The sequence below is a fragment of the Rhodococcus sp. PML026 genome, assembly GCF_000963615.1.
In the GTDB taxonomy this organism is placed as follows: domain Bacteria; phylum Actinomycetota; class Actinomycetes; order Mycobacteriales; family Mycobacteriaceae; genus Rhodococcoides; species Rhodococcoides fascians.
On sequence record NZ_KQ031373.1, the window covers coordinates 119,310 to 134,557 of the forward strand.

A 15,248-nucleotide genomic window follows, 5' to 3' on the forward strand; every position below is an offset into this window, starting at 1 on the left:
CGTACGGTCGATGAGGTGCGTGGACAGTGGCGGTGGCTGGCAGTGGTGCTCGGCATCGCGCTGCTCGTCGCCACGCCCTCGGTGATCGAGCGCCTGCCCGTCGACGCGTCGGACATCGGTGCGGCGGAATTGCTGTCTCGGGTCCAGTCCTCCACCGCAACACCGTATTCGGGCTACGCCCAGGCAGTTGGCGGCGTCACCCTGCCGGTCACCGACGGACTCGGCGGCCTACCGGATCTGTTGGGCGACACCACGACCCTGCGCGCCTGGTACCGCGCCCCGGACAGCTTTCGCGTCGACACTGTCCGCCTGGCCGGTGAACGCGGTCTCTACCGGTCCCCGGCTCTGCTGTGGAGATGGGACTACGAACAGAACACGGCTGTGGCAACCCCGGTCCCCGAACCGAGCCTGCGTCTGCCGCGCGAGGCCGACCTGCTGCCGCCGGAGCTCGGGCAGCGGCTGCTCAGTGAGGCGACCACCGACGAGGTCACCCGGTTGCCGACCCGCCGAATTGCCGGCCGGGACGCCCCTGGCCTGCGGCTCGTCCCCGCCGAGCCGCAAAGCACGATCACCGAGGTCGACGTGTGGGTCGACCCCGACAGCGGGCTGCCACTGCAGGTCGACGTGCTCGCCGGCGGGGCCGCTCGCCCTGTTGTCAGCACTGCATTCCTGGACTTCTCACCCGAGATGCCCGACGCCGACACCGTCCGTTTCGTCCCGCCCCCGGGTACCGATGTGCAGCAGCAGGACGGTCTCGACATCGCCTCGTTCGCCGACGGGATCGACTCTCCCCGTCTTCCGTCCACTCTGTCCGGACTGAATCTGCGGGACCGCGACGGACCGGGATCCGTCGGGATTTACGGCCGCGGCGTGACCGAGCTGATCGCCGCTCCCCTGCCGCGTCGCGCCGCGCGCGGGCTCGTCGACCAGTTGCGGGCCGCTCCCGGCGCAGTCGTCACCGGCGACAGCGTGGCGCTGTCGATCGGACCGCTGAACGTCCTGATCACCGAGCCCGCCGGAGACCGCCGCCGATATCTGCTCTCCGGCACCGTCACCGCAGAAACCTTGGCCACCGCCGCCCAGCAGCTCGAAGGAGCAGCCACATGATCCGCACGACCGGCCTCACCAAGCGTTACGGATCGGTGCGGGCCGTCGACGGCGTCGATCTGGACGTACGCGCCGGCGACATCTACGGCTTCGTGGGCGCGAACGGCTCCGGCAAGACGACGACCGTGCGGATGCTGCTCGGGCTGGTCCTGGCCACCTCCGGGCAGATGCAGGTGCTCGGCGAGGAGATGCCCCGACGACGCAGGAGTGTGCTGCCGCGGGTGGGTGCACTGATCGAGAACCCCGCCGCCTACCCCAATCTTTCCGGGCGACGAAACCTCACGCTGCTCGACGCGGCCGGCCCCGGTGGTTCTCGGCGCACCCGCACCGCCCGCGTCGGCGAGGCCCTCGAGCAGGTGGGCCTCGCCGGGGTCGGACGCAGGCCGGTCAAGCAGTACTCGCTCGGCATGCGGCAACGCCTCGGCTTGGCCGCGGCCCTCATGCGCACCCCCGAGCTGCTGATACTGGACGAGCCGACCAACGGCCTAGATCCGCAGGGAATCCTGGAGATTCGAGAGTTGTTGCTGGACTTGCATTCACGGGGCACCACCGTGTTCCTCTCGAGCCACCTGCTGGCCGAAGTGGAGCAATTGTGCGACCGAGTGGGAGTGCTCGATCGAGGTCGCCTCGTTCTGCAGGATCAGCTCTCTGCATTCCAACAACCCACCGGCCGAGTGCTCGTGCGTACCCCCGACCCCGCCGACGCGGTGACGGTCCTGTCCGACGTGGAGGACGCCACCGTGCTCGAGCGTGACGGGCAGCAACTCGTGATCGAACACCCTGATCCGGCCCTGCTCAATCGACTGCTCGTCGAAGGCGGAGTCCGGGTGAGCGAGTTGAGCCCGCAGCAGATGAGCCTCGAGCAGTCGGTGCTGGCGGTCACCGGTGCCAGCTCGGACCGAGTCGACGGTCCTGCTGGCCCTCGCGAAGGTTCCGTCCGATCGGAGGTGACCGCATGATCGGCGTCGAACTGCGCGCGATGCTTCGCCGACCCCGCACCTGGGTCGTCATTCTCCTGCTGAACCTGCTGCCCACCATCGTCGCGGGCCTGCTGGCACTCACCGACGTCGGTCCGCGTCCCGGCGACGGCCCTGCCTTCCTGTCCGCGGTGACCACGAACGGCCAGCTCTTCCCACTCGCCGCTCTCGCCATCGTGCTCCCGCTGTTTCTTCCGGTCGCGGTGTCGGTCATCGCCGGCGATTCCGTCGCCGGCGAGGCTCAGGCCGGCACCCTGCGTTACCTGCTCGCCCGCCCCGTCGGACGAACGAAGCTGTTGGTCGCGAAGCTGATCTCGGTGGCCGCCTTCGTGCTGCTGGCCGTGGTCATCGTTGCTGCCGTCGCATACTTCGTCGGCACGACGCTGTTCGACACCACGTCGTTGGCCGGCGTGTCCAGCGTGTCCGGCACGGTACTGACAGACGAACAGGTCGCCGTGCGCACTGTCATCGCCGTGCTCTACGTGACCCTGTCGATGCTCGGAGTTGCTGCCATGGGGCTGTTCCTGTCGACCCTGACCGACTCGCCACTCGCGGCGACGCTGGGCGCGTTGGCCTTCCTCATCGCCAGCTCGCTACTGCTGACGCTGGACGCCGCCGACGCCATCGCGCCGTACCTTCCGACGCGGTACTGGCTGGCCTTCGTCGATCTCTTCCGCGACCCGGTGCCGACGCGGGACCTGGTGCGCGGCGTCGGATTGCAGGGCGTCTACGTCGTCGTGCTCCTGGGGGCCGCGTGGGCGAACTTCACCACTAAGGACATCACGAGCTGAGACGGCTGCAGTCGGCTGCGCCGAGCTCGACCGTAGAGCTGCCGTCCAACTGGGCCGAGACCATCGCGCCGACGAGAGGATCACGGGGCAGGTTTCCGTGGTCGACGGCCGAGTCCGCGCACACGCTCTGGACGGGGATGTCGATCGCCCCGTCGAGCCGGGCCGAGTTCGGCGGGGTCACCACCTGATCCAGTTCGGTCCAGATCGACACCCACTGCGGCCCGTCCGGCGTCTCGTCGCCAGAGTTCAAGCCGGCCAGCACGGAGCTGTTCGGGGCCAGCTGTTGGCAGGCGATCGGGCACCGGTCGGGCAGGACTTGGGCAGCCAGCCCCGCCACCTGGGTGCCGTGGTGTGGGGAGCCGAGGGTCACGATGCGCCGGGCCTGCTCGGCACCACCCAGGTCAGCGGCCCAGATCCGGGCCACCACCCCGCCGGCGGAATAGCCGACGACGTCGACCGAGGTCGCTCCCGTCCGAGTCAGAGCCGCGTCGACGGCGTCGCGCAGCGTCTGCGCCTGTGCGGTCAGGTCGCCGACGCCACCATCGGGCAGGGCCACGACGGTGGCGTCGCGGCCGTTCTCCCGCAGTTCCGCCGCGAGCACCTCGAGAGCATCGGTGGATCCGCCGAACCCGGGGACCAGCAGCACCGGGCCGGGAACCGACTGGTCGACGCTCGCGACGGGGTCGTTCGTGGACCGCGATGCGACGAAGGCCGCCACGGCCGCGAGAACCCCGATCAGGACGAGAGCGAGTACGACGTACGCGAGGCGACGACGGGCCGGGGCGAGGGAGGCGAACACCTCGTCCAGTGTGCCCGTCGACGGTGGTGCGGAAGGTCAGGGTGTCTGCGGTTCAGCTTTCGATGGCGGTGATCGCGTCGACAGCGATGACGACGGTGACGTAGGGGGACCCTGTGGGGACCTCGGTGAGGGCGACGGTGATGAAGCCACCGTCCTCATCGTTGTTGTCCACGGCCCCGATCTTGCCGACATGCTGGTGTCCGTCGATGGTGCTGATTCGAACGGGGGTTTCGGTATCGGAGTAGTTGGTGAAGATGACGGCGTCGATCATGTGGGTGTTCCTGTTCGTTCGGTGATGGATGTCGCGGGGTCCGCGAGGCTGACGAGTCCGACGCTCACCGGAGCGGAATACGAAAAAGCCCCTCACAGATTTGTATCGGTGAGGGGCTGAGTCTGAGCCGCCTAAGAGAATCGAACTCTTGACCTTTTCATTACGAGTGAAATGCTCTACCGACTGAGCTAAGGCGGCGTGCCTTTCGGCGTTGGTGAGTCTAACGGAGCATCGGGTCGAAACGAAAATCGCCCTCCCTGACGGTCAGCCCGCGAGGCCGAGTCCTTCCGCAGGCCCGCTGAGGATCGTCTTGACGTGCCTGGTCAGGTCGTCGGCGAGCACTTCGGTCTCCCCGGCCTCCAGGGCGTCGAGCACCTGGCGCACCACGTCGCGTGGGTCGTTCTTCGGGACGTCGAGTTCGGCGATCATGTCGGTGTCGGTGTACCCGAGATGCACCCCCACAACGAGGGTTCCCTGCGGTGCGAGCTCGAGCCGGAGCGAGTTGGTGACCGACCAGATCGCCGCCTTCGATGCGCCGTAGGCACCTGCACCGCCGAGCCACGACAGCACCGAGTGAATGTCGACCAACGCCCCGCCGCCGTTTGCCTTCAGTATCGGAGCGAACTCTTGCGCGATTCGCAGCGCGCCGAAGACATTGGTCTCGAACACCGCGCGAACCTCATCGATCGACGTCGTCAGCAACGGTGTCGTTCCGGGAGCGCCGGCGTTGTTGAAGACGATCGACACATCGGACGCGATATCGGCAAGTGCGGCAACGGAATCCGTGTCGGTGACATCGAGAGCAACGGGCACCACCCGAGGATCCGAGTCCTCTCGCGGGCTCCTCGCAGTCGCGTACACCTTCGTTGCCCCACGCTCGAGCAATGCGTCGACCGTCGCCTTGCCCAGACCGCGCTGACCGCCGGTCACCAATACCGTTGCTCCCGAAACAGACACCATCGAACTCACCCTTACGACAGAGGTTAAATGCTTTTGACTCTGTCAGTAGTAGTTGACCAGTTCGACATAGTCAAATACTGTTCACTTATGTCACAGTCGCCGACGGAGCGCTTCCGCCTCGCACCGGCACCCGACGGACTTCAGGTGGTTCAGAATCTGCTCAACACGCGAGCCATCGACGCGTACGGCCTCCCCGACCTCCTAGCGGACGGGAAGGCAGCATCGCTCGTGTGGGAGACCACGCTGTCGGACGACGATGCGGCCACGCTGCGGGCTCTGCGCTCGGATGTCGAAGCGGCCATTGCCGGCGACCTGCCGACGAGTCCGGCCGTCCGAGCAGAACTCGTACCGGGCGACGACGGCACCGTACGACTGATGCCGACCGGCACCGGGGCCGACTACATCGCGTCGAAGATGTGGTCCGAAGTGCTTCTCGCCCAACAAGCGGACACGTGGCGTCGACTCAAGCGATGCAAGAACGAGGCATGTGGATCTGCCTTCTACGACCGCTCCCGCAACAACAGCGGCGTCTGGCACGACGTGAAGACGTGCGGCAATGTCGCCAATCTTCGCGCTTCGCGGGCGCGGAAAAAAGCGAAGGACTAACGCAGCACGTCGCCGAGCGTCGCCACCATCGCATAGATCGCAAATTTGGGTTTTGCGTTGACAGCCAACGACTCTCGGCATTCGAGGATCGCCTCGATACTCTTCAGCAGAGCCTCGGGCGGTACGGCTTTCGCCATTCGCTCGACCTGCTCGGCCATGTCGGGGTGCGTAGCCGTCGCGGTCGAGCCGTACGAACGCGCGAGCGCGTCGCGGTACAGGCCCACCAGGTCCATCAACGCCCGATCCAGCGAGTCGCGGCCGGTTCTGGTGGCGCGAGACTTCTGCCGCTTCTCGAGGTCCTTCAGCACTCCGGCCGAGCCACGCAATGCTCCGGCAGCGCCCTTACCTGTACCTCCAGCTCCGAGGGCCGTGCGCAATTCCTCGGTCTCGGCCTCGTCACGAGTGGCGCTCATTTCCTTGGCCTCGTCCTCGGCGGCCTTCACCAGTTCCTCGGCTGCGAGGTATGCCTGATTGGGACGGGCCGCGGCCGACGCCAGGGCAAGTGCCCGCTTGCGTCGCGCCCGCGCGTCCTCGTCGGTGGCGAGTCGGCGTGCTCTGCCCACATGGCCGCCGCTGATCGACGCGGCCCATTCCGCGGTCTCGGCGTCGAGCTTGTCGCGGGTCTGCAGCACCTGCGCGATGGCCGGCACGGTGGGCGTCACCAACGAGACGTGCCGGCAGCGCGAGCGCAGCGTCACCGAGATGTCCTGCGGATCGACCGACGGAGCGCACAACAGGAACACCGTCCGAGCGGGCGGCTCCTCGACGACCTTGAGCAGTACGTTTCCGGCACCCTCGGTGAGTCGATCGGCATCCTCGACGACGACCACCTGCCACAGACCGGTGCTCGGCCGACGCGACGCGACCGAGACGATGTCTCGCATCTCCTTGGTACTGATGCTCAGACCCTCCGGGATGACGCGTCGCACATCGCCGTGAGTGCCTGCCATCGTCGTCGAGCACGCCTGACAGTGTCCGCACCCCGGAGTGCCCTCGGTGGTGCACTGCAACGCCGCAGCGAAGCACAGGGCGGCGATGGAACGCCCGGACCCGGGAGGGCCGGTGAAGAGCCACGAATGCGTCATCGCCGACGAGTCGACGCCCGTACGAGCAGCCACTGCTGCAGCCGTCAGATCGGCCTCGACATCTTCCTGACCGACCAAACGATCGAACACACCCGCCATGCTGGCAACCCTAACGGTTGGGACCGACTACTCCCGGCGCACTGTTCCCGGACACTGTCGAACTCGAAGCTATGGACGTTATCGCTGCTGATTCCATCCACAACTTCGAGTTCGAGAGCTACTCGCCGTCGGTCTTCTTCGCCGGTGCCTTCTTGGCAGCAGCCTTCTTCGTCGTCGTCTTGGCCGCCGTCGTCTTCGTGGCGGTCTTCTTGGCTGCAGCCTTCTTGGCCGGAGCCTTCTTCGCTGCAGCCTTCTTGGCCGGTGCCTTCTTCGCAGCGGCCTTCTTGGCCGGTGCCTTCTTCTTCACCGGGCCACGAGCACGCCTGTCCGCCAACAACTCCGACGCGCGATCGTCGGTGATCGTCTCGACCTCGTCGTCCTTGCGCAGACTTGCGTTGGTCTCGCCATCGGTGACGTACGGCCCGAATCGACCGTCCTTGATCACCATCGGCTTCTCACTGATCGGGTCGACGCCCAGTTCCCGCAGCGGCGGCTTGGCCTCACCCTGACGGCCTCGACGCTTGGGCTCGGCGTAGATCTTCAGAGCCTCTTCGAGACTGACCGTGAACATCTGATCCTCGTCGGCGAGCGAGCGAGAATCGGTGCCCTTCTTCAGATACGGGCCGTAGCGGCCGTTCTGAGCGGTGATCTCTTCCTTGGACTCGGGATCGACACCGACGACGCGCGGCAACGACAGCAGCTTGAGCGCATCCTCGAGCGTGATCGTCGCCAGATCCATCGACTTGAGCAACGAACCGGTGCGCGGCTTGGGGCCGGTGGCCTTCTTCGCGGCAGCCTTCTTGGCCGGTGCCTTCTTGGCCGCGGCCTTCTTCACCGCAGTCTTGACGCCACCGCCGCCATCACCGTCGTTGCCGGACGGCACCGGGACGATGTCGGGCTCGGGGGGCGTGGGTTCGGGTTCCGGCTCGGGCAGGATCTCGGTGACGTAGGGCCCGAAACGGCCTTCTTTCGCGACGATGTCGTGGCCGGTCAGCGGATCCACACCGAGCTTGCGGCCCTCTTGTGGTGTGGCGAACAGCTTTTCGGCGAAATCGATCGTCAGCTCGTCCGGCGGCAAGTCGTCGGGCAGGTTGGCGCGCTGGCTGATCGGATCGCCGTCCGGATCGTCGTCGTTCTTGACCATGCGCTCGAGGTACGGACCGTAACGGCCCACGCGCACATGGATTTCGCGCCCCTCTGAATCGTCGAACAGACGAATCGAGTTGATGGTGCGCGCATCGATGTCTTCGAGGTTCTGGCCCACCATCTTCTTCAGGCCACCCGAGCGCGCCACCGAACCTTCGGCACCGGTCTCGCCGCCGAAGTAGAAGCTCTGCAGCCAATCTCCGCGCCGCTCACGGCCTCCCGCGATCGCGTCGAGGTCGTCTTCCATGCCTGCGGTGAAGTCGAAGTCCACCAGACGCCCGAAGTGCGCTTCCAGCAACGCAATCACCGAGAACGCCACCCACGACGGCACGAGAGCGCTGCCACGCTTGTAGACGTAACCGCGGTCGAGGATCGTCTTGATGATCGACGAATACGTCGACGGCCGACCGATTCCCAACTCTTCGAGCGTCTTGATGAGCGACGCCTCGGTGAATCGAGCAGGCGGGTTGGTCGTGTGACCGTCGGGATCGAGCTTGGTGGCCGTCACTGCTTGGCCGGCCTTCAACGCGGGCAGACGCGACTCGGCGTCGTCGGTCTGACCGCCTGCCTCGTCGTCGACGCTCTCGACGTAGGCCTTGAGGAAGCCCGCGAACGTGATGGTGCGACCCGACGCGGAGAACGTGCACTCCTCGCCGGTACCGGCGGTTCCGGTGATGCGCAGCGTCAGCGTGGTGCCGCGCAGATCTGCCATCTGCGACGCGACCGTGCGCTGCCAGATCAGCTCGTAGAGCCGGAACTCGTCGGTCTGCAGCGCCGAATGCAGCTGACCGGGAGTCTGGAACACGTCACCCGAGGGGCGGATGGCCTCGTGCGCCTCCTGCGCGTTCTTGACCTTGCGGGTGTACTGCCGCGGAGTGGGGTGCACGTACTCCGGGCCGTACAGCTCGGTCGCCTGCGCCCGTGCCGCGGAGACCGCAGACGCGGACAGCGACGTCGAGTCGGTACGCATGTAGGTGATGTAGCCGTTCTCGTACAGACGCTGCGCGACACGCATGGTCCGCTCGGAACTGAACCGCAGCTTGCGGCCGGCCTCCTGCTGCAGCGTCGACGTCATGAACGGCGGGTACGGCTTACGCGTGTACGGCTTGTCCTCGGCGGACGCGACGGTGAGGTCGACGCCTTCGAGAGCGTCGGCGAGGCGTCGGGCATGCGGTTCGTCGAGGACGGTGACCGACTCGGTCTTGAGCTTGCCGTCGGGACCGAAGTCGCGGCCGGCGGCGACGCGATTGCCGTCGACGTTGACCAGCCGAGCTCCGAAACTGCGCGGGCTCGCCTCGGCCCCGGCGTCGAGGGTGGCAGAAATATCCCAGTACTCGGCACTGCGGAATGCCATCCGCTCGCGCTCACGCTGGACGATGATGCGGGTGGCCACGGACTGCACACGGCCTGCCGACAGCTTCGGCATGACCTTCTTCCACAGCACCGGGCTGACCTCGTAGCCGTAGAGGCGGTCGAGGATGCGGCGGGTCTCCTGCGCGTCGACGAGGTCTTGGTCCAGGTCACGGGTATCGGCGGCGGCCGCGAGGATCGCCGGCTTGGTGATCTCGTGGAAGACCATGCGTCGAACGGGGACTTTGGGGTTCAGGGTCTCGAGGAGATGCCAGGCGATGGCCTCACCCTCGCGGTCGGGGTCAGTGGCGAGATACAGCTCGTCGGCGTCCTTGAGCAGGCTTTTGAGCTCTGCGACCTTGCCCTTCTTCTCGGGCGAGACGACGTAGAGGGCCTCGAAGTCGTGGTCGACGTCCACGCCCAGACGTGCCCACGGCTCGCCCTTGTATTTGGCGGGCACGTCGGCAGCACCGCGAGGAAGGTCGCGGATATGGCCGACCGAGGCCTCGACGACATAGTTGCTCCCGAGGTAGGGAGCGATCTTTTTGGCCTTGGTCGGAGACTCGACGATGACCAGACGACGCGGCTCGGCGGAGCTGTCCCCCGAGCCGTTGTTACGTGCTGCCACCTTGCTGCCGAACCTTCCCTAGTGCGTTTTCACAAGCAGATTTGCCTGCCCCACTCCTAACAGACTGACATACGTCGAGCAAATACTCGCAGATCAGTCATTCATCTTCCTACTCAGCGTGGGGCCAATTGGTACGTGCGTCCACATTCGCAGGAGCCTCGCCGACGTTCTCGGTGAGGCGCAACAGCCGACGTCGGCCGGTGATTCGAAGGCCAGGATTGGACCCGCGGGTGCCGATCAGAGTCGGGGCGATGCCAGCGCGCATCAACGATTGAGCGAGGACCGCATGAGTCTCCGGCGCGTGCGGATCGAGGCCGAGTACGTAGCGTTCCCCCTCCGCCTCGGGACGCCCCGACGCGAGCACCCATGCCCGCAACTCCCGAGAACCGGGCACCCACCCGGGAGGCACGGCCTTCACCGCACCCTTGGTCCACAACGACGCCAACGCGGACAGTTCCGGAACCGACGCGGTGCGGACGAGAGGACGGTCTTCTTCGGACCGTCCCAGCTCTGCCGACAGACCACATTGTTCGATCAACTCGGCGATGGCATCGGCCCGCCACTGCGCGTCGACGACGACGGAGATACGCGCTGATCCCGAGGACGTGACGACATGGCCGGTGGCAGCCAGCAGTCCGCTGAGATCGGTCACCGCGGGCGGCAACGACTCGGCAGAGAAGAAGGACAGCTGGTTCACAGCATGGACATTAGGACATCGACACCGGCAGACACTGCTTTCGACTCTTCCTGGTGGTTCGCCACGAACGAAACATCCCCCTTTCTCGAACGGCTTTTCACGGCCGATCGAGAAAGGGGGATGAAGGTTCTCGTCTCCGAGGAGAAAAGAATCAGACTGCGCGAACGCCCGTTGCCTGAGGACCCTTGGTGCCCTGGCCGACCTCGAACTCGACGCGCTGGTTCTCCTCGAGGGTGCGGAAGCCGCTGCCCTGGATCTCGGAGTAGTGAACGAAAACGTCAGCGGAGCCGTCTTCTGGTGCGATGAATCCAAAGCCCTTTTCGGCGTTGAACCACTTCACAGTTCCCTGTGCCATGCTTTTCCTTCTCTTTCTAACACCGGATTCGATGGAGCGCACTTTCGATCCATCGGGCCGGTTCCGACCGCTGCACTTGTACGAATCCCCCTCAGGATTCCCCCTGATGGACGAGCTCTCCCAGTACCGCGCCCGCAACATAAGATCCTGCGAAGCGTAGAACGAACACAGAAGCTGCGACCGCGTCAAGTGAACCATGAACTCCGCGTTCGCAACAGTCGAAAACCGCCCCTTTTCGAACAAATTGCCCGTCTTGTAACAACACACAACGCCGGACGGGTGGAATGCGGCTCTCACCAGGGCTCGAGCCGCTCGTTTCGGGTCCGCGATAGCATGAGGACCCCAGGTCGCGCCTAGGCAGGAGTGGAGCCTGCGGAACGACCCAGCAAGCCCAGGAGTGGAGCCTGCGGAACGACCCAGCAAGCCCGAACGGGCGGCCAGTAGATCGAACGAATGCATGGAGACCGGCAGTGAGCGAGAAGCATCCGCACGACGGTGCGGATGTCCGGAGTTACGGGCAGCGGCTGCTGGATCGAGTGTTGGCCGGTACCCCCGCCGACGACGGCCCCGTCACGCACGTCGCCGAGATGCCGGCTCGATCGTCCAGTTTTGCACCATGGCCGTCGTGGGTCGGCCCGGAAGTGGTGCAGGTGATCACCTCTCGGGGCATCGCACAACCGTGGACGCATCAGGCCCGGGCCGCGACGCTCGCCGCCGAGGGCAGTCATGTGGTGCTCTCGACGAGTACGGCTTCGGGCAAATCGTTGGCCTATCAGCTGCCCATTCTGACGACGCTGGCCGCCGACGCCCGGGCGACGGCTCTGTATCTCGCACCGACCAAGGCCCTCGGTGCCGATCAGCTACGCACCACCATCTCGATCACCGACGAGTTGCGTTCGCTGTCAGACGATCTCGCCGAGGTGTTTCCCAGCTCGTACGACGGCGATACCCCGATCGAGATTCGGCAGTGGGCCAGAACCAATGCGCGCTGGATCTTCACCAATCCCGACATGTTGCACCTGGGCATCCTCGGTGCGCACGAACGATGGTCGCGTTTCCTGCGCAACCTGCGCTACGTGGTGGTCGACGAATGCCATTACTACCGTGGTGTTTTCGGCTCCAACGTGGCTTTGGTGCTACGCCGATTGCGACGCCTCTGCGCGCGCTACGGAGCGTCTCCGGTGTTCGTTCTCGCCAGTGCCACCACCTCGGAGCCGGGACGCGCTGCCAGTCGACTCATCGGAGCGCCCTGCGAGGAGATCACCGAAGACGGCTCGCCCCACGGAGCGCGTACCGTCGCACTCTGGGAACCGCCGCTGCTCAAGGAGATAACCGGCGAGAACGGTGCGCCGGTACGCAAATCGGCGGGGGCCGAGGCGTCGCGCATCATGGCGGATCTGTTGATCGAGGGTGCACGGACACTCGCGTTCGTACGGTCCAGGCGCGGAGCCGAGGTCACTGCGTTGGGGACCCAGAGAATTCTCGCCGACGTCGATCCGCAACTGGTCCGACGCGTCGCCGCTTATCGCGCAGGCTATTTGGCCGAGGATCGTCGCAAACTCGAACGCGACCTGTCCGACGGCACCCTGCTGGGAGTGGCCACCACCAACGCACTCGAACTCGGCGTCGACATCGCCGGTTTGGACGCCGTCATCGTCGCCGGCTTCCCGGGCACCGTCGCCTCGTTCTGGCAGCAGGGTGGGCGTGCCGGACGACGCGGGGAGGGCTCACTGCTGGTACTCGTCGCGCGCGACGATCCGTTGGATACCTACTTGGTGCATCACCCGGCTGCCCTGCTGGACAAGCCGGTCGAGGCAACCGTCACCGACCCGACCAATCCGTACATCCTCGCTCCCCAATTGCTCTGCGCTGCAGTCGAACTACCGATCACCCTAGCCGAGGCCGAGGCGTTGAGCGCGGAATCGGTACTCGAAGAGCTCGAACTGAAGGGCTACGTGCGTAAGCGTCCTCACGGGTGGTTCATCACCCCCGAGGGGCAGCAGCTGTCTCCGCACGGTGCGGTCAACATTCGCGGCGGCACGGGCGTGCAGGTCGCCATCGTCGACGGCGAATCCGGCCGCATGCTCGGCACAGTCGACGGCGGACGTGCCCCTGCCACTGCACATCCCGGTGCGGTGCACATTCATCAGGGCGAGTCCTTCGTGGTCGACGAGCTCGATCTCGAGGCCGGCCTCGCGCTGGTGCATGCCGAACAACCCGAGTGGAACACCTCGGCGCGCGAGATCACCGACATCGCGATCACGGCGGTGCACGAATCCGTCGACTACGGCGAGGTCCGCGTCGCGCTGGTGCAGGTGAACGTCACCCATCAGGTGGTGGGATATCTTCGACGCCTCCCGTCGGGAGAGGTCCTCGATTCCATCGAACTCGACATGCCGGCCCAGACCCTCGACACCCGCGCCGTCATGTACACCATCACCCCGGAGTTGTTGGAGCACAGCGGTGTTCCATTCGAGCGATTCCCCGGATCGCTGCACGCGGCCGAGCACGCCGCCATCGGCTTGCTGCCGTTGGTCGCGACCTGCGATCGATGGGACATCGGCGGAGTGTCGACGGCATTACACCCCGACACCGGCCTGCCGACGGTCTTCGTCTACGACGGTTACGACGGCGGAGCAGGCTTCGCAGACCGCGGACACGTGGCCATCGCCGACTGGCTCGCCGCCACCAAGGACGCCATCGTCTCCTGCGAATGTCAGACCGGTTGCCCGTCCTGTGTGCAATCCCCGAAATGCGGAAACGGCAACGACCCCCTGGACAAAGAGGGTGCCGTTCGAGTGCTGACCGCAGTGTTGGCGGCCGTCACTCGCGAGGGATGAGCCGGCCGATCTCGCAGTCAGGAACCTGGTGGCTGGGGACCGAGTGGGGGTTCACCGCAAACGCGCGCGCGTTTGCCATGCGCGCGCAAAATTGCCAGGGTTTCGCGGGGATTACCAGTCATTTTTCGCAAACGCGCGCGCGTTCAAGGCTTGGATCGAACTGGTGCGCCACCCTGCTTGTCGTTGCCAACACCTCGGGTGGTGTGGTGGGGAGAGGATCAGCCCACAGAATCGAGACAACGCATGACCATTGCCCGGCAGATACCGAAAGCCACCGACCTGCGCGAGGTGCTCTCGTTCAAGAAGCCCGATCTGAACCTGCGTCGACGACGCCTCAGCGCGGCACTGACCATCGACGATCTCCGCACCATCGCCCGTCGCCGTACCCCGCGCGCGGCATTCGACTACACCGACGGCGCGGCCGACGCCGAGATCTCGCTCTCCCGGGCCCGGCAGGCCTTCCGCGACGTCGAATTCCACCCCTCGATCCTGCGAGACGTCTCCCACGTCGACACCTCGACGACGGTGTTCGGCGGACCGTCCGCGCTTCCGTTCGGTATCGCGCCGACGGGTTTCACCCGCTTGATGCAGACCGAGGGCGAATACGCCGGTTCTGCCGCCGCCGGCGCTGCGGGGATTCCGTTCTCCCTCTCGACGCTGGGCACCACGTCGATCGAGGACGTCAAGGCCACCAACCCGAACGGCCGAAACTGGTTCCAGCTCTACGTCATGCGTAACCGCGACATCTCGTTCGGACTGGTCGAACGCGCCGCGAAAGCAGGCTTCGACACCCTCCTGTTCACGGTCGACACACCGGTCGCCGGAGCTCGCCTGAGAGACAAACGCAACGGGTTCTCCATTCCGCCGCAGTTGACCGCGTCGACCATCGCCAACGCCATTCCGCGTCCATGGTGGTGGTGGGACTTCCTCACCACGCCCAAGTTGGAGTTCGCGTCGCTGACCTCTACCGGCGGCACAGTCGGAGAGCTGGTCGATTCAGCGATGGATCCCTCCATCTCGTTCGAGGATCTCGACGTCATCCGTGAGATCTGGCCCGGCAAGTTGGTCGTCAAAGGTGTTCAGTCGGTGGCGGATTCGGCGCGCCTGGCCGAACTGGGTGTGGACGGCATCGTTCTGTCCAATCACGGAGGCCGACAACTCGATCGGGCTCCCGTCCCCTTCCACCTGCTGCCGCAGGTCGTCCGTGAAGTCGGCTCCGACTTCGAAGTAGCCGTCGACACCGGCATCATGCACGGTTCCGACATCGTGGCCTCCATCGCAATGGGAGCATCGTTCACGCTCGTCGGCCGGGCGTATCTGTACGGCCTGATGGCCGGTGGGCGCGCGGGCGTCGACCGCATGATCGAGATTCTGAGGGAGGAGATCATCCGCACCATGCAACTGCTGCAGGTCAATTCACTCGCGGAACTGACCCCGGAACACGTCACTCAACTCACTCGGTTGGCCCCTCTGCAGTCCGGTGCCGCCGCATTCACGCCGCGATGACCGCTGCGGACGGACCGTCGCTGCCGGGGTT

The 15,248-nt window shown here is 65.7% G+C and carries 13 protein-coding genes and 1 tRNA gene; 6 read left to right on the plus strand and 8 right to left on the minus strand.

The window, feature by feature from the left end:
- The first annotated feature begins 15 nt into the window (after positions 1-15).
- From VF34_RS11165 to VF34_RS11175, 3 genes are read left to right on the plus strand one after another with little or no spacing between them, the layout of a single operon-like run.
- Positions 16-1,107 carry a LolA family protein gene (locus VF34_RS11165; RefSeq protein WP_156158518.1) on the plus strand — a complete coding sequence of 364 codons (1,092 nt, stop codon included), beginning with the start codon at positions 16-18 and terminating at the stop codon, positions 1,105-1,107.
- Positions 1,104-2,066, plus strand: coding sequence for an ABC transporter ATP-binding protein (locus tag VF34_RS11170; RefSeq protein ID WP_032386024.1), 963 nt, complete (start codon positions 1,104-1,106; stop codon positions 2,064-2,066). The genes VF34_RS11165 and VF34_RS11170 overlap by 4 nt, the downstream gene beginning before the upstream one ends.
- On the plus strand, positions 2,063-2,875 hold the full coding sequence (locus VF34_RS11175; RefSeq protein ID WP_027494448.1) for an ABC transporter permease: 813 nt from the start codon (positions 2,063-2,065) through the stop codon (positions 2,873-2,875). The genes VF34_RS11170 and VF34_RS11175 overlap by 4 nt, the downstream gene beginning before the upstream one ends.
- On the opposite strand, the gene VF34_RS11180 is transcribed toward VF34_RS11175, so the two are convergent.
- From VF34_RS11180 to VF34_RS11195, 4 genes are all read right to left on the minus strand, one after another.
- The gene (locus VF34_RS11180; protein ID WP_045841432.1) at positions 2,865-3,674 is read right to left on the minus strand and encodes a lipase family alpha/beta hydrolase; all 810 of its coding nucleotides are present in this window, start codon (positions 3,672-3,674) and stop codon (positions 2,865-2,867) included. The two genes, VF34_RS11175 and VF34_RS11180, sit on opposite strands and share 11 nt — an antisense overlap.
- A 52-nt stretch (positions 3,675-3,726) precedes the next feature.
- Positions 3,727-3,945: a hypothetical protein gene (locus VF34_RS11185; RefSeq protein ID WP_032364533.1), complete on the minus strand. Its 219-nt coding sequence runs from the start codon at positions 3,943-3,945 to the stop codon at positions 3,727-3,729.
- Positions 3,946-4,070: 125 nt separating this feature from the next.
- Positions 4,071-4,143 (minus strand) — tRNA-Thr (locus VF34_RS11190).
- Positions 4,144-4,209: 66 nt separating this feature from the next.
- A complete protein-coding gene (locus VF34_RS11195) occupies positions 4,210-4,905 on the minus strand; it encodes an SDR family oxidoreductase (protein WP_045841433.1) in 696 nt (231 codons plus the stop codon).
- A gap of 87 nt (positions 4,906-4,992) precedes the next feature.
- On the opposite strand from VF34_RS11195, the gene VF34_RS11200 reads away from it, so the two are divergent.
- A complete protein-coding gene (locus VF34_RS11200; protein ID WP_045841434.1) occupies positions 4,993-5,511 on the plus strand; it encodes a CGNR zinc finger domain-containing protein in 519 nt (172 codons plus the stop codon).
- Here the strand turns inward: VF34_RS11200 and VF34_RS11205 are convergent.
- The 4 genes from VF34_RS11205 to VF34_RS11220 all read right to left on the minus strand — a co-directional run bounded on the left by VF34_RS11205 (position 5,508) and on the right by VF34_RS11220 (position 10,871).
- Positions 5,508-6,695, minus strand: coding sequence for a DNA polymerase III subunit delta' (locus tag VF34_RS11205; protein WP_027494468.1), 1,188 nt, complete (start codon positions 6,693-6,695; stop codon positions 5,508-5,510). The two genes, VF34_RS11200 and VF34_RS11205, sit on opposite strands and share 4 nt — an antisense overlap.
- Positions 6,696-6,813: 118 nt before the next feature.
- Positions 6,814-9,819 carry a type I DNA topoisomerase gene (gene topA / locus VF34_RS11210; protein ID WP_027494469.1) on the minus strand — a complete coding sequence of 1,002 codons (3,006 nt, stop codon included), beginning with the start codon at positions 9,817-9,819 and terminating at the stop codon, positions 6,814-6,816.
- A 109-nt stretch (positions 9,820-9,928) separates the two neighbouring features.
- A complete protein-coding gene (locus tag VF34_RS11215) occupies positions 9,929-10,516 on the minus strand; it encodes a hypothetical protein (RefSeq protein WP_032364537.1) in 588 nt (195 codons plus the stop codon).
- A 151-nt stretch (positions 10,517-10,667) separates the two neighbouring features.
- Positions 10,668-10,871 carry a cold-shock protein gene (locus VF34_RS11220; RefSeq protein ID WP_005248460.1) on the minus strand — a complete coding sequence of 68 codons (204 nt, stop codon included), beginning with the start codon at positions 10,869-10,871 and terminating at the stop codon, positions 10,668-10,670.
- Between the two features lie 470 nt (positions 10,872-11,341).
- On the opposite strand from VF34_RS11220, the gene VF34_RS11225 reads away from it, so the two are divergent.
- The gene (locus VF34_RS11225; RefSeq protein WP_045841435.1) at positions 11,342-13,711 is read left to right on the plus strand and encodes a DEAD/DEAH box helicase; all 2,370 of its coding nucleotides are present in this window, start codon (positions 11,342-11,344) and stop codon (positions 13,709-13,711) included.
- Positions 13,712-13,954: 243 nt separating this feature from the next.
- Positions 13,955-15,217: an alpha-hydroxy acid oxidase gene (locus VF34_RS11230; protein WP_045841436.1), complete on the plus strand. Its 1,263-nt coding sequence runs from the start codon at positions 13,955-13,957 to the stop codon at positions 15,215-15,217.
- Positions 15,218-15,248: the final 31 nt, after the last annotated feature.

Bases quoted from the DNA above. Each gene is read 5' to 3' on its own strand.
- VF34_RS11170 (WP_032386024.1), top strand. From the start codon at position 1,104: ATGATCCGCACGACCGGCCTCACCAAGCGTTACGGATCGGTGCGGGCC.
- VF34_RS11175 (WP_027494448.1), top strand. From the start codon at position 2,063: ATGATCGGCGTCGAACTGCGCGCGATGCTTCGCCGACCCCGCACCTGG.
- VF34_RS11185 (WP_032364533.1), bottom strand. From the start codon at position 3,945: ATGATCGACGCCGTCATCTTCACCAACTACTCCGATACCGAAACCCCC.
- VF34_RS11195 (WP_045841433.1), bottom strand. From the start codon at position 4,905: ATGGTGTCTGTTTCGGGAGCAACGGTATTGGTGACCGGCGGTCAGCGC.
- VF34_RS11200 (WP_045841434.1), top strand. From the start codon at position 4,993: ATGTCACAGTCGCCGACGGAGCGCTTCCGCCTCGCACCGGCACCCGAC.
- VF34_RS11205 (WP_027494468.1), bottom strand. From the start codon at position 6,695: ATGGCGGGTGTGTTCGATCGTTTGGTCGGTCAGGAAGATGTCGAGGCC.
- VF34_RS11220 (WP_005248460.1), bottom strand. From the start codon at position 10,871: ATGGCACAGGGAACTGTGAAGTGGTTCAACGCCGAAAAGGGCTTTGGA.
- VF34_RS11230 (WP_045841436.1), top strand. From the start codon at position 13,955: ATGACCATTGCCCGGCAGATACCGAAAGCCACCGACCTGCGCGAGGTG.